The sequence below is a fragment of the Lysinibacillus sp. NPDC096212 genome (genome assembly GCF_044763105.1).
Taxonomy (GTDB): Bacteria; Bacillota; Bacilli; order Bacillales_A; family Planococcaceae; genus Lysinibacillus.
The window spans coordinates 67,796-90,820 of the sequence record NZ_JBIWFQ010000008.1; the positions used below are offsets into that span (position 1 = coordinate 67,796).

General features: G+C 37.9%; 21 protein-coding genes. 16 read left to right on the forward strand and 5 right to left on the reverse strand.

What is annotated here, in order from left to right; all coding sequences use genetic code 11:
• Window positions 1–183 precede the first annotated feature (183 nt).
• The 14 genes from ACIQ7T_RS10285 (at window position 184) to ACIQ7T_RS10350 (ending at window position 14,726) form a co-directional block, all read left to right on the forward strand.
• Window positions 184–1,569, forward strand: a complete 1,386-nt coding sequence (locus ACIQ7T_RS10285) for an MATE family efflux transporter (RefSeq protein ID WP_402870122.1) — start codon at window positions 184–186, stop codon at window positions 1,567–1,569.
• Window positions 1,569–2,405 carry a putative RNA methyltransferase gene (locus tag ACIQ7T_RS10290; protein WP_370080094.1) on the forward strand — a complete coding sequence of 279 codons (837 nt, stop codon included), beginning with the start codon at window positions 1,569–1,571 and terminating at the stop codon, window positions 2,403–2,405. The genes ACIQ7T_RS10285 and ACIQ7T_RS10290 overlap by 1 nt, the downstream gene beginning before the upstream one ends.
• A gap of 80 nt (window positions 2,406–2,485) precedes the next feature.
• Complete coding sequence (locus ACIQ7T_RS10295; RefSeq protein WP_370080092.1) at window positions 2,486–3,094, forward strand: lysophospholipid acyltransferase family protein; 609 nt, start codon at window positions 2,486–2,488, stop codon at window positions 3,092–3,094.
• A 217-nt stretch (window positions 3,095–3,311) separates the two neighbouring features.
• Window positions 3,312–3,776, forward strand: coding sequence for a low molecular weight protein-tyrosine-phosphatase (locus ACIQ7T_RS10300; protein ID WP_402870127.1), 465 nt, complete (start codon window positions 3,312–3,314; stop codon window positions 3,774–3,776).
• A gap of 542 nt (window positions 3,777–4,318) precedes the next feature.
• Complete coding sequence (locus tag ACIQ7T_RS10305; protein ID WP_370080089.1) at window positions 4,319–5,038, forward strand: YebC/PmpR family DNA-binding transcriptional regulator; 720 nt, start codon at window positions 4,319–4,321, stop codon at window positions 5,036–5,038.
• Between the two features lie 59 nt (window positions 5,039–5,097).
• Window positions 5,098–6,396 (forward strand): arsenic transporter, encoded by a 1,299-nt coding sequence (locus ACIQ7T_RS10310; protein ID WP_402870130.1) that lies wholly within the window; start codon window positions 5,098–5,100, stop codon window positions 6,394–6,396.
• A 263-nt stretch (window positions 6,397–6,659) separates the two neighbouring features.
• Complete coding sequence (locus ACIQ7T_RS10315) at window positions 6,660–8,402, forward strand: methyl-accepting chemotaxis protein (RefSeq protein WP_402870133.1); 1,743 nt, start codon at window positions 6,660–6,662, stop codon at window positions 8,400–8,402.
• Between the two features lie 85 nt (window positions 8,403–8,487).
• Window positions 8,488–9,063, forward strand: a complete 576-nt coding sequence (locus ACIQ7T_RS10320; RefSeq protein WP_370080083.1) for a YdcF family protein — start codon at window positions 8,488–8,490, stop codon at window positions 9,061–9,063.
• Between the two features lie 74 nt (window positions 9,064–9,137).
• Window positions 9,138–10,835, forward strand: coding sequence for a M3 family oligoendopeptidase (locus ACIQ7T_RS10325; RefSeq protein ID WP_402870136.1), 1,698 nt, complete (start codon window positions 9,138–9,140; stop codon window positions 10,833–10,835).
• A gap of 236 nt (window positions 10,836–11,071) precedes the next feature.
• Entirely contained in the window at window positions 11,072–12,157 is a 1,086-nt protein-coding gene (locus ACIQ7T_RS10330; protein ID WP_370080079.1) for an AI-2E family transporter, read from the forward strand.
• Between the two features lie 11 nt (window positions 12,158–12,168).
• Window positions 12,169–12,780, forward strand: coding sequence for an NUDIX hydrolase (locus ACIQ7T_RS10335; protein ID WP_402870139.1), 612 nt, complete (start codon window positions 12,169–12,171; stop codon window positions 12,778–12,780).
• Window positions 12,781–13,417: 637 nt separating this feature from the next.
• On the forward strand, window positions 13,418–13,882 hold the full coding sequence (locus ACIQ7T_RS10340; RefSeq protein WP_370080075.1) for a hypothetical protein: 465 nt from the start codon (window positions 13,418–13,420) through the stop codon (window positions 13,880–13,882).
• A gap of 22 nt (window positions 13,883–13,904) precedes the next feature.
• Complete coding sequence (locus ACIQ7T_RS10345) at window positions 13,905–14,096, forward strand: hypothetical protein (protein WP_370080073.1); 192 nt, start codon at window positions 13,905–13,907, stop codon at window positions 14,094–14,096.
• A gap of 18 nt (window positions 14,097–14,114) precedes the next feature.
• A complete protein-coding gene (locus ACIQ7T_RS10350) occupies window positions 14,115–14,726 on the forward strand; it encodes an alpha/beta hydrolase (RefSeq protein ID WP_370080071.1) in 612 nt (203 codons plus the stop codon).
• A 54-nt stretch (window positions 14,727–14,780) separates the two neighbouring features.
• Here the strand turns inward: ACIQ7T_RS10350 and ACIQ7T_RS10355 are convergent, their stop codons facing one another.
• The 4 genes from ACIQ7T_RS10355 to ACIQ7T_RS10370 all read right to left on the reverse strand — a co-directional run bounded on the left by ACIQ7T_RS10355 (window position 14,781) and on the right by ACIQ7T_RS10370 (window position 19,258).
• Window positions 14,781–16,892 carry an MMPL family transporter gene (locus tag ACIQ7T_RS10355; protein ID WP_402870142.1) on the reverse strand — a complete coding sequence of 704 codons (2,112 nt, stop codon included), beginning with the start codon at window positions 16,890–16,892 and terminating at the stop codon, window positions 14,781–14,783.
• A 112-nt stretch (window positions 16,893–17,004) separates the two neighbouring features.
• Complete coding sequence (locus ACIQ7T_RS10360; RefSeq protein WP_370080067.1) at window positions 17,005–18,021, reverse strand: inorganic phosphate transporter; 1,017 nt, start codon at window positions 18,019–18,021, stop codon at window positions 17,005–17,007.
• A 20-nt stretch (window positions 18,022–18,041) separates the two neighbouring features.
• Window positions 18,042–18,662, reverse strand: coding sequence for a DUF47 domain-containing protein (locus tag ACIQ7T_RS10365; RefSeq protein WP_249074778.1), 621 nt, complete (start codon window positions 18,660–18,662; stop codon window positions 18,042–18,044).
• A gap of 359 nt (window positions 18,663–19,021) precedes the next feature.
• On the reverse strand, window positions 19,022–19,258 hold the full coding sequence (locus ACIQ7T_RS10370; RefSeq protein ID WP_402870144.1) for a hypothetical protein: 237 nt from the start codon (window positions 19,256–19,258) through the stop codon (window positions 19,022–19,024).
• Window positions 19,259–19,425: 167 nt separating this feature from the next.
• Between ACIQ7T_RS10370 and ACIQ7T_RS10375 the strand changes: the two genes are divergently transcribed.
• Together ACIQ7T_RS10375 and ACIQ7T_RS10380 are read left to right on the forward strand one after the other, a co-directional pair.
• On the forward strand, window positions 19,426–20,112 hold the full coding sequence (locus tag ACIQ7T_RS10375; protein WP_370080063.1) for an ABC transporter ATP-binding protein: 687 nt from the start codon (window positions 19,426–19,428) through the stop codon (window positions 20,110–20,112).
• A 1-nt stretch (window position 20,113) separates the two neighbouring features.
• Window positions 20,114–21,433 carry an ABC transporter permease gene (locus ACIQ7T_RS10380; protein WP_402870147.1) on the forward strand — a complete coding sequence of 440 codons (1,320 nt, stop codon included), beginning with the start codon at window positions 20,114–20,116 and terminating at the stop codon, window positions 21,431–21,433.
• Between the two features lie 241 nt (window positions 21,434–21,674).
• Here the strand turns inward: ACIQ7T_RS10380 and ACIQ7T_RS10385 are convergent, their stop codons facing one another.
• Entirely contained in the window at window positions 21,675–22,835 is a 1,161-nt protein-coding gene (locus ACIQ7T_RS10385) for a class I SAM-dependent methyltransferase (RefSeq protein ID WP_402870149.1), read from the reverse strand.
• Window positions 22,836–23,025: the final 190 nt, after the last annotated feature.

Genomic DNA, 23,025 nt, shown 5'->3' on the forward strand with positions numbered 1-23,025 from the left:
TAAATACTCTTTACACCCTAAAAATCTATGATAAGATACTATATATTTTTATCCCGCTGTAACGGGCAGTCATTTAACTGTACCGAAAGCGAAGCGTCAGGTACAAAACTCTCATCTCAAAATCGGTAGTTGGGAGATTAACTGCCCGTAAAATTCTTATGAAGCGTATAGGAGAAGTTGAAATTGTCAGACACAGTAAGAGAAAGTGATATAAAAGAGACAAATAAGTTAAGCTTGTTCCATTTAACGTGGCCGATATTTTTAGAAGTATTTTTATTTATGTTAATGGGACTAGCAGATACTTTTATGCTTAGTGCTTTATCAGATAATGCAGTATCAGGGGTTGGTGCAGCCAATCAGTATATTCATATTGCAATTTTAATACTTGAGGTAGTTGGTAATGGTGCTTCCATTGTTGTATCTCAATACTTAGGTTCAAGGCGCTTTTTTGAAGCTGCGAAAATTTCTGCTTTAGCAGTAACGATGAATTTGGTCGTTGGACTAATGATGAGTGTCTTATTTTTCTTCTTTTCGAGTCATTTAATGACCATGATGAACTTGCAGGGAGAAGTGCTTAAATATGCCCAAAGCTATTTGGCAATCATAGGAAGCTTTATTTTTTTACAGGCAATTATAAATGCGTTAGCAGCGATTATCCGTGTACATGGATGGACAAAGCAAACGATGTATGTATCACTAGGTATGAATGTGGTACACGTTGTATTAAACTACGGTTTAATCTTTGGTAACTTAGGATTACCGGAGTTAGGTGTAAAAGGAGCGGCTATTTCCTCAGTTGTAAGCCGGGGATTAGCAGTTCTTGTGTTTTTCTGGCTGTTGTATCAAGTGATGGAAGTAAGGGTGAAGTTAGAATATTATTTCGAGTATTCAAAGGAATATGTTCAAAAAATATTAAATATAGGCTTACCGTCAGCATTTGAGCAGGTGCTTTATCAGTTCTGTCAGATTGTCTTCCTTTATTATGCAACGTATTTAGGCACAGAGACACTTGCTGCAAGACAATATGCTATGAATATTTCGATGTTTACGTATTTATTTGCGATTGCAATCGGGACGGGCACAGCTATAATTATTGGGCGAAATGTCGGTGCTGGTAAAAAAGATCAAGCTTATCATCAGCTTTGGTTAAGTGTACGAGCAGCTTTTGCCTTTACGATAACTATGGTTGTAGTTGTGACGATATTCCGTAAGCAACTTATGCACGTTTTCACTGATAATCCAGAGGTAATAGCCATCGGGGCATCTGTCCTAGCATTAAGCATTCTGCTTGAAACAGGGCGTACAATGAATATTGTAGTTATTAACTCATTGCGTGCCTCGGGGGATGCAAGATTCCCGGTGAATATCGGTTTCTTATCAATGGTATGTATGAGCCTCCCACTCGGGTACTTGTTCGTATTCGTTTTACATTGGGGGTTAGTAGGTATTTGGCTAGCGATTTCGGCAGATGAATGGATGCGAGCCATTATTGTATACTTTAGATGGAGAAGTCGTAAGTGGGAGCGTTTTGCACTTGTTTCACCTACAGAACAAAAGGAGACGAATTAATGGGAGCACTTTCTAAAAGAGCTGCAGGGGCAGCCTTAATGGATAAAAATATGACACTTTTTGCTTGTCCAATTTGTCAGGAGTCAATGAGTGTATTTGAGCAGGGTAGATTAGTATGTTCCTCAAATCATTCTTTTGATATTGCCAAGCAAGGCTACGTCAATATGCTGACACATGGTGCTATTTCTAAGTACGGTAAAGACCTCTTTGAATCTCGAAAAGCGGTTATTGATAGTGGCATCTATGATTTAGTAGAAGATAAAATCGGAGAGCTGATTGCTAATGCAGAAACCGTGCTTGATACAGGGTGTGGTGAGGGTTCGCATTTAGCCCGTATTATGGAAGATAAAAAAGATAACAGTATTGGCATAGGTATTGATATAGCGAAAGAAGGCATACTTGCTGCATCCCGACATTATCCAGAGCAAATTTGGTGTGTTGGTGATTTAGCGAAAAGTCCATTTGCCAAATCAAGCTTCGATGCCATATTAAATATTTTATCGCCTGCCAATTACGAAGAGTTTAAACGTTTATTAACTCAGAATGGTTGTGTTGTTAAGGTTGTACCTCAAAGCGGGTATCTACATGAGCTTCGATCACAATTATATGCGGATTCTACAAAAGAGTCGTATTCGAATGAACAAATCGTTGCTCGGTTTAAAGAAAGCTTTGCCGATGTTAGTGTAGACCGTATTACGTATACGGTACCGCTAGCTACAGAGCTTGTACCGGCTCTGCTTGAAATGACACCGATGGGCTGGCATAAAAAAGAAGACGCTAATATTCAGTTAAATGAAATTACGATTGATGTTGATGTATTAGTGGGAAGAGTCTAGTTATTTCACAAGCAATTGCAGTATACTGGTCTTTTCGATTACAATGGGAATAACTATTGAAAATAAGGTAGGAATGAACAGTGTATAAATTTATAGCAAATCTTGTCAAAGTGATATTAAAATTAACGGGCTCAAAGGCGCGTGTATATGAGGAGCAAAACTTACCGAAGGAAGGTGGGTTTATTATTGCATGTACGCACACAGGCTATGTTGATATTTTAAATCTTGGGGTTTCAATGACTCCTCGAGAAATTCACTTTATGGCTAAAAAGCAATTGTTTGATATAAAAGGCCTTGGCTGGCTTATAGAGCGTTTAAATGCCTTTCCGGTTGACCGTGACAATCCAGGACCAAGTGTTATTAAAATCCCTTCACAGTTATTGAAAGAGGGTAAAATCGTAGGGATTTTCCCATCTGGTACAAGAAATGCTGAGGGTTCGGATTTAAAGCAAGGTGCAATTACTATAGCACAGTTGTCTAAAGCTCCAATTGTACCAGCTGCTTACGTTGGTGCGCGTAATGCTGGCGATGTTTTTAAGCGCGGTAAGGGTTATCTAATTTATGGAGAGCCATTTTATGTGACAGGCAAAGGTAAAGAAGGGCGCGAGGAATTTACACATCGCCTTGAACATGAATTAGTAACGTTAACTGAAGAATTAGAGAAGCGAATTGCGGCAGAAAAGAAATAAAGTGAAACATATTTAAAGGACTCCCTGTGAAGAATACAAACCTTCACAACCTTTTGAAGTGGAGTAGCTTCCTACTGGTTATATGCTGGACAGCTTAGAAGGCACTCAGAATCATTGATTTTGAGTGCTTTATCTTGGATTCAGCAATATTTTCTGTGCGAAAGCGAAGCGACAGCAACAGTTACGCCAAGCGAAATTGATTGAGGAGGATATAAAAATGATTCGAGTACTTTTTGTGTGTTTAGGGAATATATGCCGATCACCAATGGCTGAAGCGGTCATGCGTAATTTAGTTGAAAAAGAGCATTTAAGTCATAAAGTTGAGTTAGATTCGGCTGCAACAAGCTCTTGGCATATTGGCGAACCACCTCACAGAGGAACACAAGATAAGCTAAAAGAATATGGCATCTCAACGAAGGGTATGCAAGGACGACAATTACAAAAAGCTGACTTTGAAAATTTTGATTACATTATTGGCATGGATGAAAGCAATATACGTAACATCCGAACGATGCTTGGCAATCCTGATTCTCTAAAGATTTTCCGCTTTTTAGATTTAACCGGCCATCGAAAAGACGTGCCTGATCCATACTATACGGGAGATTTTCAAGAAACCTATGATTTAGCCTTAGAAGGTTGTCATGCACTATTAGAAAAAATCAAAGTAGAAAACCAATTGTAAAGTGCCTCTAAGTGAAACAATTTTCTGGACCACACCAAAAGTTGAGGATGACATTCAAAACGTATGCTATGTATATAAGTTGATTGGAGTGGAGGCTGGGCGACTCCTTGGGGATCAGCAATAGAGGAACGAAGGCTAAAAGCATCACATCCTGTGATAACGCCTTCGTGACCAACCTCGGTGCTGTTGCTGCTGCACTACGCTTTTGCGCAAAAAACATTTGTTGGCCCGAGACCCTGCAGCGAAGCGAAGCGGCTCATCGGACGCCCCCAGGAAGCTCTGCTCTGCGCGAAAGCGAAGCGTCAGCAACAAAGCGCCCTGCCGGAACGGAAATCAACCATACGTTATGGTGATGATCTGATTTTTTAAAAATTTATTCTTTAGAAAACGACCTTAAACATTGGCATATCTAGCTTTGTAAGCATCATTTGTGTTATTATTTTCAGAGTAAAGATACGAGAAGTATTTAATCACCATTTACAGATGTGCAAGTGTACATCTATTATTTTGATAAACTTTTAATTTGAAAGAGAGTGGAAACTATGGGTCGTAAGTGGAATAATATTAAAGAAAAGAAAGCGTCTAAAGACCAAAGCACAAGCCGTATCAATGCAAAATTCGGACGTGAAATTTATGTGGCAGCTAAATCAGGCGAACCAGATCCTGAGTCAAACCGTGCCCTTAAAGTTGTTCTTGAACGAGCAAAAACATACAGTGTTCCTAAACATATTATTGAAAAAGCAATCGATAAAGCGAAAGGTGGCGGCGATGAAAGCTTCGACGAATTACGTTATGAAGGTTTCGGACCAGCTGGTACTATGTTAATCGTCGATGCTTTAACGAATAATGTTAATCGTACTGCTTCAGATGTACGTGCAGCATTCGGTAAAAATAATGGGAATATGGGTGTCAGTGGATCTGTTGCCTACATGTTTGATTCAACAGCAGTTATCGGTTTAGAAGGTAAATCAGCAGATGAAGTTCTTGAAATTTTAATGGAAGCAGATATTGATGCTCGTGATATTCTAGAAGAAGATGAAGCTGTTATTATTTATGCAGAGCCAGAACAATTCTTTGCAACGCAAGAAGCTTTAAAAGCAGCTGGTGTTGAAGAATTTACTGTAGCAGAGCTTTCAATGCTTCCTCAAACGGAAGTAGAATTAACTGGTGACGACGTTGCGAAATTTGAAAAATTAATTGATGCATTAGAAGATTTAGAGGATGTCCAAAACGTTTACCATAATGCAGATTTAGGCGAATAATATAAATTATAAAACCAGTAGCAATTTTTAAAGCTACTGGTTTTTAATTAGGGAGGAAAATGGTGCAAGCTCTTTTAGCGATTGCTATATTTTTAGTAACTTTATTTTTTGTAATAGTGCAGCCACGTAAAATATCAATCGGCTGGTCTGCTTGTATTGGTGCTGCAATTGCGTTGTCGCTCGGGGTTGTTACTTGGCAAGATGTTGTTGAGGTAACAGGGATTGTTTGGAATGCAACGTTATCGTTTATAGGGATTATTTTCATTTCACTTATTTTAGATGAAATAGGATTCTTTGAATGGTCTGCCCTCCATATGGCACGCATCGCCAAGGGAAGTGGTATCCGCTTATTCATTTATCTTTCCTGTCTAGGTGCTGTTGTTTCAGCGTTATTTGCAAATGATGGTGCAGCCCTAATACTAACACCAATCGTTCTAGCGATGATCCGTAAGTTAAATTTAAGCGATAAAATGGTCTTTCCATTTATTATTGCAAGTGGCTTTATAGCAGACACAACATCATTACCGTTAGTCATTAGTAATTTAACAAATATTGTGTCGGCAGACTATTTCGATATTGGATTCATGGAATATTTCTTACATATGCTGATACCGAACTTAGTTTCTTTACTGGCAAGCATTGCTATACTTTATATAGTCTTTCGTCGTTCGATTCCAAAAGAATATTCACTTGAAGCAGTTGATAATCCAAAGCTGGCAATTCGTGATACGAGATTATTTTTATTATCATGGTATGTTATAGCGATATTATTAGTTGGTTTCTTTACGAGTGAGTTTTTCAAAATTCCTGTGTCATTTATTTTATGTGGTGTAGCGGCTATCTTTTTCTTACTTGCACGACGTAGCCATACTGTAGATACAAAGAGAGTTGTGAAAGGGGCACCGTGGAATATTGTGTTCTTTTCTATCGGTATGTATGTCGTTGTTTACGGTTTGAAAAATGTAGGAATGACTGGATTGCTAGCAAGTTTATTAGAGCACGCGATACAACAAGGGTTGATGGTATCGACAATAACGATGGGGTTTGTAGCAGCAATTTTGTCAGCTATTATGAACAACCTACCAACTGTCATGATTGATGCATTAGCTATTGCTGAAACTAGTGCAACTGGCATTATTAAAGATGGGCTTATTTATGCAAACGTCATTGGCACTAATTTAGGTCCTAAAATGACACCTATTGGCTCACTTGCAACATTGTTATGGCTCCATATACTGGCGCAAAAAGGGATAAAAATTGGCTGGGTTCAGTATTTAAAGATAGGTATTATCTTAACAATCCCAACTCTTTTAGCTACTTTAATAGCTTTAGTGACTTGGATTATGATCATATCATAGGTAAATAGAATAAAATCAAAAAACTATTTTTCTATAAGGCATATCGCTGTAGAAAGATAGTTTTTTCTGTTTTTCTAGCTCATCGGTCGCCTTCAGGAAAGCGCCCCAGCCTACCCATCAACGTTATGGTGATGAAGCATATCTGGGTAAAAAGGCGAATAATTCATACATAAATTACGTTTTACCCATTGTGAAAAATTTCAAATCATAACATAATATAGATTAATAGTCATAGTGACGAAGAGAAAAGGGGGGGCTAAAGCATGAAGTTTTCACGTTCGATACAGGGGAAACTAATTATCATTTCGTTAGCACTATTAATTATTCCTAGTTTAGTAATAGGGTTGGTTAGTTATAACAAAGCGAATAAAGGAATGGAGAATATTGGCGAACAAGTTATCAAAAATAGTGTTGAATCTACTTTGCAATTAATCGAGCTTGCAAATGAGAGTGTTAACAGAGGCGACGTTCCTTTGGAAGTTGCACAGGAACGGGTGCGGGAGGCACTTCTAGGGCCTAAGGATAGTGAAGGCAAAAGGCCAATTAATTACCCTGGAGACTTAGGGAAGTATGGTTATGTATATGTTTTAGATGAGAAAGGGACATTAACAACCCATCCGACTCGAGAAGGGGATAGCTTATGGAATGATAAAGATAATAGTGGCAATTACTTTATCCGAGAAGTAATCGAAAAAGCACTTGCTGGTGGAGGATTTACACAATATGAGTTTGCGCTACCGGGTCAAGATGTAATAGCTCCAAAAATAATTTATTCTGTAAAGGATCCTAATTGGGGATGGATCATTGCATCGGGTACATATATGCAAGACTTTAATAAAGAAGCTAATTCATTATTACTCGTTATTGGTATTACATTATTAGGAGCCATTATTATAGGTACTGTGGTTGTCATAATGATTTCGAGACATTTAGCTTTACCAGTGAAAAAACTATCTAAACGCGTACGCGAGGTAGCAAAGGGGAATTTAACTGTAGAAATTGAAAATCTACAACGTTCAGATGAGATTGGTCAGTTAAATGAAGGATTTAATGAAATGGTTGATCAACTGAAAACATTAATTACAGATGTAGAGGAAGCTATTGTAGAAATTCAATCGACATCGTCAAATTTAACATCTGTGGCAGAGGAAACAAACGCTTATGGAGATGAAATAGTAAAAGCGATAAATGAGGTCTCGGACGGTGCGGTAAAGCAAGCTTCAGATGCTGAAGATACGAATCGAACTGCCGTTGATTTTGCCCAGCAGATTGAGGTATTGCATGACAAAAATGAAGTAATGCTTGATGCATCTCAACATATGAAACGATCAAATCAAGAGGGGCTCTTAAATTTAAACCGCTTAAAAGAGACATCACACGAGTCTTCGGAATTGATTAATAATGTTTATGCTGTATTTAATAGCTTAATTGTGAAAGTAAGGGAAATTGAAGGCATTGTCGGTACCATTACCGAAATTTCTGATCAGACGAATCTACTTGCATTGAATGCATCGATAGAGGCGGCTAGAGCTGGTGAGCATGGCAAGGGCTTTGCAGTCGTTGCTGAGGAGGTGCGGAAGCTAGCGGACCAAACATCTGTAGCAACTGAGCTAGTGCGCACAACCTTAAAGGGAATCGAAAGTGAAACTAATTTAGTGAACGATGAGATGAAAAAAACAAATGTCATTGTTCATCAGCAAAATGATTCGGTTGCCATCACAGAGTCGTCCTTTAAGGAAATTGAATTGGCCGTAGAGAAAATTATTTCTGTTATTGGAGAAATGACTGCGGGAGTAGAATATTTGAATAGCTCAAAGGATAACATGATGCAATCTATCGAAAGTATTGCAATGATTAGTGAGAAAAATGCTGCTGCATCAGAGGAAGTAACAGCATCTGTTGATGAACAACAGCGTGCCATTCAGCTTGTTAGTGAATCTTCTAGTGATTTAACAGATGAAATAACGGCGTTACAGGAATCTATTAAGCGCTTTATATTAAGATAATCAATCGTGATGTTTGTACAGTAATTCTAGTACAAGCATCTTTTTCTTTGTCTAATCGTTAGTAAAGGTAAAGGGGGGATGTAATGTGAAAAAATGGTTAATCAGATTAGGGGTTGTACTGCTCGTTATTTGTATAGCTGTTTATATTTGGCTCGGCGAGGAGATGAAAAAAGGTGCCCAGCCGGCTGCAAACGGAACAGCTACATACATGATTGTCCTGGGAGCGAAGGTAAAAGCGGGTGGAATCCCATCGCTTTCATTGGAAAATAGATTAGAAGAGGCTGTAAAGTATTTAAACAAATATCCTCATGTGAAAGTAATTGTTTCAGGTGGGCAAGGAGCGGATGAAGATCGGACAGAGGCTTCAGTAATGTTTAAATACTTACAGGACAAGGGGATAGATACTAACAGAATATTAGTAGAAGACCAATCTACTTCAACTTATGAGAATTTACTATTTTCTAAAGAACTTTTGCCTAAAGGAACTAAGAAAATAACGATTCTCTCTAATGATTTTCATTTAAAGCGTGCAAAATATTTAGCTGAGTCTTTAGGTTTTGAAGTAGATGTCGTTGCGGCAAAAACACCGAAATCAGTGGAAATAAAGTTAAATCTACGTGAAAGGGCAGCATTATTAAAAACCTATATAATTGGCTATTAATTTGTTTCTTAATAGTATAGATTTGGCATATAATAGAAATATCACGGGGTATATGACAGAAAGAGGGGACTTCTATGAAAATGTTTAAAGACTATGAATACAGCCGTCCAAATATCGAGGCAATGAAAGAGCAACAATTATCCTTAATTGACCAATTTAAAAATGCTCAAACGATGGACGAGCAAAGTGAAATAATTGAAAAATTAAATGGATTGAGCAATGATTACGCTACAATGGCAAACTTAGTGTACATTCGTGCTTCGATTGATACAAATGATGAATTTTATCATGCAGAACGCGATTATTTTGACGAAGTTGGACCTGAGTTGGAAGAGGTAACAACAGAATATTATAAAGCGCTAATCGTTTCACCATTTCGTGAGCAGTTAGAAGAAAAATGGGGTCAGCAATTATTTGATTTAGCAACCTATCAAATTAAAGGCTTTTCACCAGCAGTCATTGATCTAATGCAAAAGGAGAACAAGCTCGTTTCAGAATACAATAAACTTGTTGCCTCTGCGCAAATTGACTTTAATGGTGAAACATTAACGCTTGCTCAGCTTGGACCATATGCAGAGTCTACTGATCGTGAAGTGCGTAAGGCGGCTACGGATGCACGCTTTGGCTTTTTTGCTGATCATGAAGAGGAATTTGATCGACTTTATGATGAGCTAGTTAAGGTGCGCCATGAAATCGCTGTTAAATTAGGCTATAAAAACTATGTCGAGCTAGGCTATATTCGAATGAATCGCATTGATTACAATGCAGAGATGGTAAAGAAATTCCGTGACCAAGTTCGTGATTTAATCGTACCTATTGCCACAAAATTATATGAGCGTCAGGCAAAGCGTATTGGTATTTCTGATTTTAAATTCTATGATGAAGCATTCAACTTTGTATCAGGAAATGCTACACCAAAAGGCGATCCTGAATGGATTGTTGCGAACGGTAAAAAAATGTATGAAGAGCTATCACCTGAGACTGGTGAATTTTTCAACTTTATGATTGATCATGAATTAATGGACTTAGTGGCGAAGAAAGGAAAAGAGAGTGGCGGTTACTGTACATTTATTGAAAACTATCACTCACCATTTATCTTCTCGAACTTTAATGGTACTTCTGGCGATATCGATGTGTTAACACATGAAGCTGGACATGCTTTTCAAGTCTATTCAAGTCGTAACATCGGAATCCCAGAATATTTATGGCCAACATATGAATCTTGTGAAATTCATTCGATGAGTATGGAATTTTTCACATGGCCATGGATGGAGCTATTCTTTAAGGAAGACACGGAAAAATATAAGTTCACACACTTAAGTAGTGGCTTGTTATTCCTTCCTTACGGTGTTGCAGTTGATGAGTTCCAGCATGTGATTTATGAAAATCCGAATATGACACCAGCTGAACGTAAAGCTGCGTGGAAAAAAATTGAAGAAACATATTTACCACATCGTGACTATGATCATAATAGCTATCTAGAAGCAGGCGGTATATGGCAACGTCAAGGACATATTTATTCAAGTCCGTTCTATTACATTGATTACACGTTAGCTCAAATTTGTGCATTCCAATTCTGGAAACGTTCACGTGAAGAATTTGAAGCTGCTTGGAAGGACTATGTTCATTTATGTGGTTTAGGTGGCTCTATGTCCTTTACGAAGCTTGTGAAAGAAGCAGGCTTAATTTCACCATTTGAGGACGGCTGTGTTGAATCGGTTATTGGTGATATTGAAGATTACTTAAATTCAGTAGAAGACACAAAATTATAGACTATTACGTTATGCGACATTAGTGGAAATTCGCGACACTCCTGTGGGGAAACAATCCGTCCGAGCTTTCTCAGATGCTATAGCATTTGAGGGGCTTGCGAGGATTGCCCGTTGGTGAGTTGCGAATTTTTTAGTTTAGAAACTCTTTTATTTGGAAATTAAATAGTAGGATACTTGCGAAATGGTTAATATATAAGTAGTATTTTCAGTAACTGTGATAAAAGGAAGTGAAGAAAGTGACGAGGAAAGTTTGGTTTCAAGTAGGCGTAGGGGTTTTGCTTGTTCTACTAGTCATTAAATATTTTATAGAGATTCATTGGATTTTTTCGCCGCTTGTAATTATCTTAAAGGCTATTTTTATACCTTTGTTACTTGGCGGTGTTTTGTATTATGTTACGGAACCGATTCAAAGGTTTTTAGAGAAGCGTAAATTTCCGAGATGGGCAAGTATATTAACGATAGTCATTGGACTCATAGCGTTCGTTGGTGGCTTTGGTTGGATCGTTGGTAATCCGATTGCAGAGCAGGTTAATAATTTAGTGAAAAATGTACCAAAGATTAGTGCTAGCATTCAAGAGGCAGCTGATTATGTGCTAAATAACTATAACCAGGATAGCTTACCACCCCAGTTAAAAAACTTTATCGACAATATGGCGAATTCTGTGCAGGATATTGCCGTTGTGGCAAGTAAGGGGCTAGTATCGTTTTTACAATCAGTTGTATCTGCCTCTTTATTAGCTATTTTAATTCCATTCTTCTTTATTTTTATGTTGAAGGATCATGAAAAATTTGCACCATCGATTTATAAATATTTTAGTGGTGAACGTCGTGAATGGGTGAAGAAAACGTTAAGTGAAATTGATGGTGTTTTACGTAACTATATTCAAGGACAGCTGCAAATTAGTTTTTTACTAGCACTCATTATGTATGTTGGGTATTTAATTATAGGTTTAGATTATTCGTTGCTACTTGTTATATTCGCGTTCTTTATGAATATGATTCCGTTTATTGGACCATGGATCGCCTTTACACCAGCACTGATTGTGGCCATTGTTCAGGATCCAGTGTTAGTCATATGGGTGTCTGTTGTCACACTCGTGGCGCAGCAAATCGATAGTAACTTTATAACGCCTAATGTAATGGGGAAAACACTCGATATACATCCGTTAACAGTTATTACAGTTATTTTAGCAGCAGGTAATATTGCAGGTTTCATCGGTATTATCATTGCTGTACCATTTTATGCAGTATTAAAAGTGATCGCATCCAATATTTATGATGAACGTAACGTGATTAAGAAAAAGGCTACGAAGTCTGTATAGGAGTCGAAAAAATGGAACAAGAAATTGTGAAAGTTTTTAATGAACAGCATGAACAGATTGGGACAGCAACGAGAGCAGAGGTACATGAAAAAGGACTGTGGCATGAAACATTCCACTGTTGGCTTGTCAATAAGGACTATATCTATTTCCAAATCCGTAGTTCACAAAAAAAGGACTACCCTGGCTTGCTTGATATTACAGCGGCAGGGCATCTGTTAGCTGTGGAGACAGTAGAATCAGGAATTCGTGAAGTGAAGGAAGAGCTAGGGCTCGATGTCGACGTACACGAAGTTGTTAAAATGGGCATGACATCTTGTAGTATCGTTTCGGAAAACATGATAGACAATGAATTTTGTCATGTTTATATATATCCATTCAAACATGATTGGGAATCATTTGAACTGCAGTATGAGGAAGTGTCAGGGGTCGTTCGAGCAAAACTCGATGAGGCAGAGGCATTCTTTTTAGGAGAAACAGCTACTCTGAATATTGAAGGCTATGAATATTTCCCTGATGGTCAACGAGCGAAAGTTGTGCGTCCAGTAAGTACAGCACAATTTGTCCCTTACCGTGAACTATACGTAGCTCATGTTATTCAGTTTGTAAAAGATAAAATGTTATGAATTGTGGGGGACTGGGGAAGTCTTCCGTAAGAATTCTGGCATAATTGTAAAAGGTAAAATCCGCTTCGCTTTCCGTGGACAAGGTATGAGCTGCATCGCTGTGCTCTTGCTCTATCCACAGGGAGTTTAAGCGGATTTTTTACCTTTATATTAGATAATTATTAGGCTCTGGCTTTCGTAAATATATTACTATTTTTGTCGCATCATCAAAAGTTAGGGGGATTATTTGTTAAAGCGTATGCCATGTGAAAAAGTTAGTCTTCGTTCCGACTGGGCGACTCCTTGGGGATCATCAAAGGGGAACGAAGGCAAAACCATCACGTCCTGTGATAACGCCTTCGTGACCAACATCGGTGCTGTTGCTGTCACTTCGTTCGCACAGAATGAAACCCTTTTGCTGCCGCTACGTTAGCACTACGCTTTCGCGCAAAAAACATCTGTTGGCCCGAGACCCTGCAGCGAAGCGAAGCGAAGCGGCTCATCGGACGCCCCCAGGAAAGCGCCCAATCGGAACGGAAATCAACATACACGTTATAGACATCAAACTTTACTTTTAGTACTACCTATTTTATTTCGATATAACAGGAAGAATAAGTTATACTGTAAGGTAGATTGAATAGAAAAGGAGCATTTTTATATGCTAACATTTGAACAAAAGCAAGCCATCATCGACTCATTTCCTGAACTTACGAAGAAGGAAATTTCATTAAAACGCTTAAATTATCACTTTATGGATAGCCTTTACGAAAAGACCATTGTTGTTGAAAAGCTACACCCAAATGGCAACGGCTTCGTCTTTGTTGGTGATTTATTGCGCTACGAGAAAGAAGCAAGCGATAAAGGTCTAGTCAATATTCGTGACTACGATGAACAACAACTTCGTGAAATTATTGAAGATGCCATTCAATATTTATCGGAAGAAGAAGAAGAGCAAGATCCGATTGAAGAGATTTGGCAAAATCGTGAAGGTATTCAATTAAAGCTAGCCTTTGAGCAACGTTCTTGGAATGTCTATCATGGTGAAAATTTAGAGGAAGCCTTTGGTACACAAGAAGCTGCGAAAGAATATTTACTAGAAGAAGGTTTTCGTAAAAAGAAATAAGTAATTCGGGGGATAAGAACGAATGAATGGGAAAAAAATAGTGGGAATAGTTATTGTTGTTGTTATAGCTGTTTGTTTATTTTCTGTATTTACGATTACGAAATTTTATAAAGACCATGAGGAACAGCCAAATAGTGAAAATCGAGAAATTAATAAGTCAAAGAGCTTGAATTTAATTTTGCCACAGGCTACAATTATCTCGAATTCAAGATAATCGAGAGGTGGACTGTAAATGCAGCACGTTTTTCATAAAGGAACAGATGAAACAAAACCGATTTTTTTACTGTTACATGGTACAGGTGGAAATGAACAAAGCTTAATTGGCCTTGCAAAGGAAATTGATGATACAGCAAGCATTTTAAGTGTTCGTGGAAATGTCCTTGAAAATGGTATGCCACGCTTTTTCCGTCGTTTAGCAGAAGGTGTTTTTGATATAGAGGATTTAATTTTCCGTACGAAGGAATTAAATGACTTTTTATTAGAAGCAGCACAGCAGTATGGCTTTGACCGTAATCGGGTGGTTGCTATCGGCTACTCTAATGGCGCAAATATTGCTGCTAGCCTATTATTCCATTATGAGGATGCTCTAGCAGGTGCCATACTGCATCATCCAATGGTGCCTAGACGTGATATTGAATTGCCTACACTTTCTTCAATCCCTGTCTTTATCGGTGCTGGAACGAATGATCCAATGTGTACTGCTCAGGAATCTGAGGATTTAGAGGCACTTTTATCGTCGGCTGGGGCAGATGTGGCAACTGTATGGTTTAATTATGGCCATCAGCTAACGATGCCTGAGGTAGAAGCAGCAAAAGAATGGTACGACCGTATTTATTCAAAATAAGGAAAAATCCGCAACTTTTGCGTGAGGAAGAGCTCACGGAAGGTTGCGGATTTTTTATTTTTGCTTCTTCGCGAAGGGGAGCCACCAATTCCAGTCCCCAAATAGCTTCATAAGACTTGGAACGAGCATGAGACGAATAATAGTTGCGTCGAGGGCGACTGCAATAGCTATACCAACCCCAATTTGCTTCACTGGCATTACATCTGTAAAAGCGAACGCCCCTGTAATAACAATCATAATAAGTGCTGCTGACGTAATGATACGACTTGTAGAGGTTAGACCGTCAATCGTAGCACGTGTATTATCCGCCCCTTTTTGATATTCCTCTTGAATGCGTGATATTAAAAAGACTTCATAATCCATACTTAAGCCGAATACAAGACAAAATACAATCACCGGGATAATAAGGACGATTGTACCGGCTTCAATCCCCAAATGTCCGTATTGGAAAATATAGACGAGAATACCGAAGGCTGAGGAAAGTCCAATGATATTCATAATAATCGCTTTCAGTGGGATTAAAATAGAGCGGAAAGCGAGCATTAATATAAAGAACGTTGAAACGATAATAATGGATACAGCCAAGAAAATTTTATTAGAGATTTCATCGAAAATTTCTTGATTGAATTTCGCATGACCTCCAAGAGCAAAATCCACACCTAAATCTTTATCTTTCCATGTTCGAGCGAATTGTTGAGCGGTAGTTGATGAACCGGCTGCATCCAATGTAATTGGGATAAAGAGTTGCTTATCTTTAGAAAACATATTTAGTATTGGTGTTAATTGTTCTGCCACTTGAGGAATTTTCAAAGAAGCAGTCAGTTCCTCGGGAGATTTAATGTTAGCCGTCGTATAAATGGTTGATACATGACTCACTAGAGGGTCATCAAGTAATTGTTCTTGAATATTGAAAATAAGCTCTCTTGCCTCACGATCTTCCCAGCCTTCTTTACGTTCTGCTAGCAAATATAAAGTTGAGGTATCGCCAAGTCCGAATGTTTTATCTAACTGATCATAAGCTGCACGTGCATCATATTTTGTTGGTAATGAATCCACCTGAGGAATTGTAAGTTTAATATCCTTCAACGGAATCATACCAATACCTAGTAATAGTAATGCCACAATAACGATGGTCACTGGATGTTTCATGACAAAGCCAGCAAAGCCACGCCAACGATTTGCTCCACCAGGCTTTACACGTAATAAACGCCATTTATTTAGGTTATCTCCTATTAGCATCATCGTAGCAGGTAGCAAGGTTAAGCCAGAAAGTACTGCAAGAAATACAACGATTGTGCCTCCTAAAGCGATATTGTGAAAAATTTCGACGTCAATGACAATCATGGCACCTAAGCCGATCATGACACAAACAGCAGAAAAGATGATAGAACGGCCAGCTGTCTCTATCGCTGTTTGAATAGCCTGTACAATGGATGCATGGGCACGTTCTTCGCGATATCGATTAATAAACAACAAGGCAAAATCGATGCTTAATGCAAGTCCAAGCATTGGTACTATATTTAATACAAAAATTGATAAATTGATATTACCGCTAAACAAAGTCAAAATTCCAAACGCAGTTACAACAGTAACAATGCCGATAATGATGGGTAAGATTGAGGCTACGACAGTACCGAAAGCAAGTAATAGCACTATGATAGCGATTGGTAAGCCTATTGCTTCCGCTGATGCTAAATCCTTTTGACTTGCTGTATTGATGTCTGCTGAAATAACAGGCCCGCCTGTAATGCTCACACCGTCATCCTCTATTAATGAACGGATGTCTTTCACAACATCAGGTAGATGATCAACATTATTTTTCATATGAATCATGGCATAAGCTATACCATTCTTTTGTAAAGAAGCATCATCAAGTGGTGACTGGATTGAATGAATCTCCTTCACTTTTTCTAATTTTTTTATTGTATCTTGAATTTTCTTATCGTCAGCTGGATTGAAGACGACCAAAATTGTATCGGAAGGCAAATCAAATGTTTTCGCAAGCTCATTTGTTACGTAGGTATGATCGCCTTTAACAAAAAAACCATCTCCATGAAGCTTACTTGGAAGTTGTATGGCAAACATAGCCATAGTAATGAAAATTACGAACCATAAGGCTACGATAGCTTTAGCGTGGGCTGTTATAAAGGCTGAAAAAGTTTTCATTGTAGGTACTATCCTCCTTTTAACATAGTGTAAAGGATGTGTCACATTTTGTCGTGTGACAATGTAAAGACTCCTGTTCAACAAGGAACAGGAGTCTTAGTATGCTTTCAAATTAAAAGAATAACGATAACAAAAAGTAAATAATAGCTGCCATAACTGCAGAAATTGGCATTGTAATAACCCAAGTAGTTACGATTTTTCGCGCCATCCCCCAGTTCACACCACGTACACGTTGTGCAGAGCCAACACCCATGATAGAGGAAGAAATAACGTGTGTTGTAGATACTGGTAGGTGAATTAATGTAGCACCGAAGATGACTGATGCAGATGCTAAATCTGCTGCAACTCCGTTCACAGGACGGATTTTCATAATTTTACCGCCGACTGTTTTAATAATCTTATAGCCGCCGATAGAAGTACCAAGCCCCATTGCAGTTGCCGCTGCAGCTCGTATCCAGAAAGGAATGTCATCTCCTGAATGCAAACCACCAGCGATTAACGCCATCGTCATAATCCCCATTGCCTTTTGTGCATCGTTAGTACCATGTGTAAAAGATTGAATTGCGGCAGTGAAAATTTGCATTGTACGGAAACCTTTATTCGTACGATATAAATTTAAGTTTTTAAACCATAATTTAAACAGTGTCATCATAATAAAGCCGGCGCAAATTGCAAGAATTGGTGATAGCACTAGGGCCATAAGGATTTTAGTAAAACCGCCATAGTTTAAAACTCCGAAGCCAGCAGATGCAACTGCTGCACCAGCAATGGACCCAATCAGAGTATGTGAAGAACTCGATGGAATACCGAAATACCATGTTAGTAAGTTCCAGATAATAGCGGAGATTAATGCTGCTAAAATAACGACTGATCCGGTCGTGTCTCCATCAAAAGCATTTAAAGAGAAAGGATCTACAATGTCTTTTGTTAAAGCCTTTGCAACACCGACAAAGGTAATAGCTCCTATAAAGTTCATCGTCGCAGCCATCATGATAGCTACACGAGGTTTCAATGCTCTAGTGGAAACTGAGGTTGCTATAGCATTTGCTGTATCATGGAAGCCATTGATAAAGTCAAATGTTAGGGCAAAGATAACGACCAGAACAGTTAGTATAATGATTGTGTTCATTGTAAGTGCCCATCTCCTAATTACGCGTTACGCATGATAATTGTTTCCATAGTATTTGCAACGTTTTGGCAATGATCAGCGATATCTTCAAGTTGTTCATATATATCTTTATATTTAATAAGTCGAATTGGATCTTTTTCATTTAAAAATAGTTGTTTAATAGACGAACGTTGTACTTCATCACATTCACGTTCATAGTCCTTAATAAGAATTGAGTGTGGGCGCATGCCAATAAGATTCTTTTTCTTTAACTCTTCCGTTGCTTTAACAATTTCATCAGCACTTTTTGAAATATAGCCTAAGAAAGTACGCATTGATTCATCAACCTCAGTTAGAGAGAACATCTCAAAATGAGCGATACAATGCTCCGTACCATCTAATACGTCGTCCATACGAATGGCGAATTCTAGAATGTCTTCGCGTTCGATAGGTGTCATAAATGATTTGTTTAGCATCACGATTAGTTCATGAATGAGCTTATCACCAGCTGTTTCGTAATTTTTCATAGTAATGCTAATCTCTTTTAAGTCAGCCACACTGTTAATACGAAAATCATTTGCGTAATGTACAGCCTCTCTCATATTCTCAGCAATTTTATGCAAAGCTATAAAGAAAGGGTCTTGTTTTTTTGAGTTAAGCATGTAAATCGAATCCTCCTGGATATAAATAAATTAGCCTCTAAACTTTACTATCATAACAAAATCTTTAAATTATCTACATAAAATTCTTCAATTCTACAGAAAACTTTACAATCCTGTAATATAAAATTTGTTCACAAAATAAGAAAGGTATCACTGTGTTTGTTTTTACTAATACAGGAAAAATGCCTTTAAGATAGGTTTTATAAAGAGATTTTCCTCTGTTTAATACAAAAAGATACTATTCGGACATAAAATTTCGAAAAATTTTCGGATGAATTGTAAAGAGAATGTAAAGGAATTGTTTTGCTAATAGTTTTCCATTTTCTTAAGAATATCTTCATTTTTATCCTTCAACTTTATTAAGAATTATTTACTACAATGAAGAAAGAAGGGTTAATAACCATAAGTTTGGGATGATATTTGTTAAAAGCATATTCATGTATAGAAGTTGATTGGAGTGGAGGCTGGGCGACTCCTTGGGGATCAGCAATAGAGGAACGAAGGCTAAAACCATCACATCCTGTGATAACGCCTTCGTGACCAACATCGTGTTGGCCCGAGGCCCTGGAGCGAGCCTCGCGAGTGAAGCGGCTCATCGGACGCCCCCAGGAAGCTCTGCTCTGCGCGAAAGCGAAGCGTCAGCAATTGTTTTATCTGTGCGAAAGCGAAGCGACAGCAACAACAAAGCGCCCAGCCGGAACGGAAATCAACCCCCATGTTTTGGTGATGAATCTAAAGAAGGTGAAAGGGGAGTTTTTTGAAAATGATTCAAGTCGAGAACTTACAACATACATTTTTAATTGGAAAGAAAGGCAAGGAAAAGCAGGTTCCGGTATTAAAGGGTGTCAATTTTGAGGTGAAAAAAGGAGAGATTGTTGCAATTGTTGGTAAAAGTGGCTCCGGGAAATCAACCTTATTACAAATATTAGCTGGATTTATGAAATCTGAGCAAGGATCTATTAAGGTACACGGAATGGAAACAGCTCATCTCACTGAAATAGAAAGTGCTGCTTTTCGCTTGCAACAGTTCGGATTTATCTTTCAAAACTTTCAACTGATGCCAGGCTTAACGGCATTTGAAAACATTGAACTACCTTTGAAGTTACAGGGTATCAAGAAAGACATGCGTCTAGAAAAGGTAAAAAAATTAATGGACAAGGTTGGGTTAACAGAGGTGGCAGACCATTACCCAAATGAATTATCGGGTGGTCAGCAACAGCGTGTAAGTATTGCAAGAGCCTTAATTACAAATCCTCCTATTTTGTTGGCGGATGAGCCGACAGGAAGTCTTGATTCGGAAACAGAGCAAGATATATTGCTACTCATTCAAAGCCTAAACCGTGAGCTTGGTTTAACATTTGTCATCATTACTCACGACGAGGAAGTAGCAACGATAGCACATCGACGTTTCCGCATGTACGATGGGGAACTTGTAAAGGAGGAAGCATAATATGTTATTTAAAGATCAATTAGATTTTGTTAAACAGCATATAAAGAAAAATAAATTACGTGTGTTTATGACCGTGCTAGCGGCAACGATGGGCTGTGCATTTTTGATTGTCCTCGCATCAGTTGGGTTTGGGCTTCAGGATTCCATACGTAATGAAATATTATCAAATGAAAAAGTGACGAAAATTCAAGTGTTTGGTAATGATCAATTTACAGAGGACCAAATACATGAAATAAAAGGTATAGAACATGTGGAAACAGTACTCGAAACGATTACTGTCAATGCATCTGCACATTCATTTTTTGAGGACCGTGATACACAATCAGATTTATTCGTTGCTAATATGCATGATTTTGAGCAAGTGAATGGCAAGCTTGAAGAAGGAAAGTATCCAACAAAGCCAAACGAAATCGTTGTAGGTTATCATTTTGCTCAAACATTAGTCAATGATGCTGAGCGTAAAATTATTGAAGAAAAGAGTAAAAAAGCTGAAGCAGAAGACACGTATTATAATGGTAGTGAGGAAGGTTATAAGGACTCATTAATTGGTAAAGAGATCGAGTTATCATTAATGCCACGTACTGATGGGGCAGAAGAGACAAAGAAAATGAAATATACGATTGTCGGTGTTATGAAGAAGCCTTCTTATGATTGGATGATCAATAACTCTATCTATATGGATACAGAGGAAAAGCCGATGATAGCTACAAATTTAGCAGCACCTGGTAATGTTAAAGAGGATGAAATGTTTTATTCGGAATTTAATATTTTTGCAGATAGCATGGAAAATGTAAAGCCGATATTAGACAAACTAAAAGACAAGGGCTATAGCGTTTATTCAGTTACTGAACAATTGGATCAAATGAATGTATTTTTCCTAGTTTTAAAAATTGGTTTAATATTTGTAGGAACAATTGCTGTCTTGATCGCCTCGATTGGCATTTTCAATACAATGACAATGGCTGTTACAGAACGAACTCGAGAAATTGGTGTTTTAAAGGCGATTGGAGCAAGTCCTAAGCTTATTCAACGATTGTTCTTAATGGAAAGTACATTCATTGGTATTATTGGTACGTTGATAGCGGTAGCCATTTCATATGTTATTAGCTTTGTAGCAAATGCTGCATTACCTTTAATTCTAAAAGCTGCAACAGGGGAAGATGCTTTTAGTAGAAATGACATTACATTTTCCCTTATTCCTTGGCAGCTTGTTCTTATTGCATCAGCGATTAGTATTGGGGTAGCAATGATTTCAGGCTATCGTCCAGCACGTAAGGCCACGAAAATTGACGTTATTCAAGCATTACGACAAGAACTATAATAGTAAGGGCGGTCCAGAAATTATTGGACCGCCCTGTTAATTTGAATTGCGCAAATTAGAAATACCCGCGGAAGGATAGAGAATACTCGCGAATTCTCATGAAATACTCGCGGAAGGATAGAGAATACCCGCGCTTCATCATGAAATACTCGCGGAAGGAAAGCGAATACCCTCGCATCCTCATAAAATGCCCGCGAAAGAAGAGAGAAAATTTACTCTGCGACCATAAATACAGCGAATTTTATAAGTAAGCTTGTAATTCATTTGCTAAAAATGGCTTGGCATTTAGCAACTTTATAAAGGCATCATAATTGGCTCGCTGTTCAGAGCTCGGCTTTTTACCTGTATGATAGGCTCGTATTAAAATGTTTTTTGGTGTATTTTCCATATCTATAAACTCTAGCAATTGTGCTTCATAGCCAACGTGGGATAAAATTTCCGCTCGGATTGCATCTGTTGCGAGCGCTGCAAAACGTTCGCGTACGAGACCGTGTTGAAGCATGATATCTAATGCTGGTGTATTAAGCTGGCGATTTAGCTCATGCTGGCAACAAGGGACACTTAAAATAACGCTTGCTCCCCATTTCACAGCACGTGCTAATGCCATATCAGTGGCAACATCACAAGCGTGTAGAGTTACCACCATGTCCACAGCAGACTCCTCATTATAATCATTAATATCTCCTACTAGAAATTCGAGCTGCTCATAGCCTAAATCCTGTGCAATTCGTGAGCATTCTTCAATAACTTCCTTCTTTAAATCCAAACCAGTGACACGGATGTCTAAGCCTTTTTCGATTTTTAAATAATGGTATAGGGCGAATGTTAAATAGGATTTGCCTGAACCAAAATCTAAAATACGAACTTGACGATCTTTTGGCAAATAGCTTAATGCATCATCAATAAATTCAATGAAGCGGTTGATTTGTTTAAACTTATCGTATTTTTGTTTCTTTATTTTGCCTTCTTCTGTTTGCACACCAAGACGAATTAAAAATGGGTACGGCTTATCCTCTGCCAGTAAATAGTTTTTCTTGCGATTATGCGCTAAATTAACTTGCTTTGGCGTTGAGGATTTATCAGATTTCCATAGGACTTTGTTCTTTTTTGATAGCTGTACTTGTATATTTTCATCAATAAAATCAATATGCGCTTGACGGTAATCGTTAAAAAATGCTTCTAGCTTCTCATGAAAATCTTCTAATAGAACATTTTCATGTTTTAAAATACGTTCAAATTGATATTCAACTTGTATATGATAAGTATCCTTAAGTAATAATGGTTTTAGCTTTATACGTTTTACTTCGTTTGATTTCATACGTGGTTGACTGATCGTAGCAGTAACGAGTTGCTGCTGTAAAATCCGCTCCATAAGCTGAGTTTTCATTTCTTCAAATGTCATACGTTTCGCCTTCTTTATCGTGTTATAGATGGCACTAGTTTAACACACTTTTTGAAGTGCAATGCTAGTATAAATTTCAGAATACACTTTTTGAATATTTATAGGATATTTTGTATATTTGTGGTATTTTAATTATACTGACATTTTAATTTATTTCAGCAATTGTTTTTGTAACGAAAGCAAAGCGTCA

What these genes read in the sequence shown, in the direction of transcription:
- ACIQ7T_RS10335 (WP_402870139.1), top strand. Translation starts at nt 12,169, where the DNA reads ATGGAACAAGAAATTGTGAAAGTTTTTAATGAACAGCATGAACAGATT.
- ACIQ7T_RS10340 (WP_370080075.1), top strand. Translation starts at nt 13,418, where the DNA reads ATGCTAACATTTGAACAAAAGCAAGCCATCATCGACTCATTTCCTGAA.
- ACIQ7T_RS10385 (WP_402870149.1), bottom strand. Translation starts at nt 22,835, where the DNA reads ATGACATTTGAAGAAATGAAAACTCAGCTTATGGAGCGGATTTTACAG.
- ACIQ7T_RS10305 (WP_370080089.1), top strand. Translation starts at nt 4,319, where the DNA reads ATGGGTCGTAAGTGGAATAATATTAAAGAAAAGAAAGCGTCTAAAGAC.
- ACIQ7T_RS10350 (WP_370080071.1), top strand. Translation starts at nt 14,115, where the DNA reads ATGCAGCACGTTTTTCATAAAGGAACAGATGAAACAAAACCGATTTTT.
- ACIQ7T_RS10290 (WP_370080094.1), top strand. Translation starts at nt 1,569, where the DNA reads ATGGGAGCACTTTCTAAAAGAGCTGCAGGGGCAGCCTTAATGGATAAA.
- ACIQ7T_RS10325 (WP_402870136.1), top strand. Translation starts at nt 9,138, where the DNA reads ATGAAAATGTTTAAAGACTATGAATACAGCCGTCCAAATATCGAGGCA.
- ACIQ7T_RS10345 (WP_370080073.1), top strand. Translation starts at nt 13,905, where the DNA reads ATGAATGGGAAAAAAATAGTGGGAATAGTTATTGTTGTTGTTATAGCT.
- ACIQ7T_RS10315 (WP_402870133.1), top strand. Translation starts at nt 6,660, where the DNA reads ATGAAGTTTTCACGTTCGATACAGGGGAAACTAATTATCATTTCGTTA.
- ACIQ7T_RS10355 (WP_402870142.1), bottom strand. Translation starts at nt 16,892, where the DNA reads ATGAAAACTTTTTCAGCCTTTATAACAGCCCACGCTAAAGCTATCGTA.
- ACIQ7T_RS10310 (WP_402870130.1), top strand. Translation starts at nt 5,098, where the DNA reads ATGGTGCAAGCTCTTTTAGCGATTGCTATATTTTTAGTAACTTTATTT.
- ACIQ7T_RS10360 (WP_370080067.1), bottom strand. Translation starts at nt 18,021, where the DNA reads ATGAACACAATCATTATACTAACTGTTCTGGTCGTTATCTTTGCCCTA.
- ACIQ7T_RS10300 (WP_402870127.1), top strand. Translation starts at nt 3,312, where the DNA reads ATGATTCGAGTACTTTTTGTGTGTTTAGGGAATATATGCCGATCACCA.
- ACIQ7T_RS10375 (WP_370080063.1), top strand. Translation starts at nt 19,426, where the DNA reads ATGATTCAAGTCGAGAACTTACAACATACATTTTTAATTGGAAAGAAA.
- ACIQ7T_RS10370 (WP_402870144.1), bottom strand. Translation starts at nt 19,258, where the DNA reads ATGAGCCGCTTCACTCGCGAGGCTCGCTCCAGGGCCTCGGGCCAACAC.
- ACIQ7T_RS10365 (WP_249074778.1), bottom strand. Translation starts at nt 18,662, where the DNA reads ATGCTTAACTCAAAAAAACAAGACCCTTTCTTTATAGCTTTGCATAAA.
- ACIQ7T_RS10380 (WP_402870147.1), top strand. Translation starts at nt 20,114, where the DNA reads ATGTTATTTAAAGATCAATTAGATTTTGTTAAACAGCATATAAAGAAA.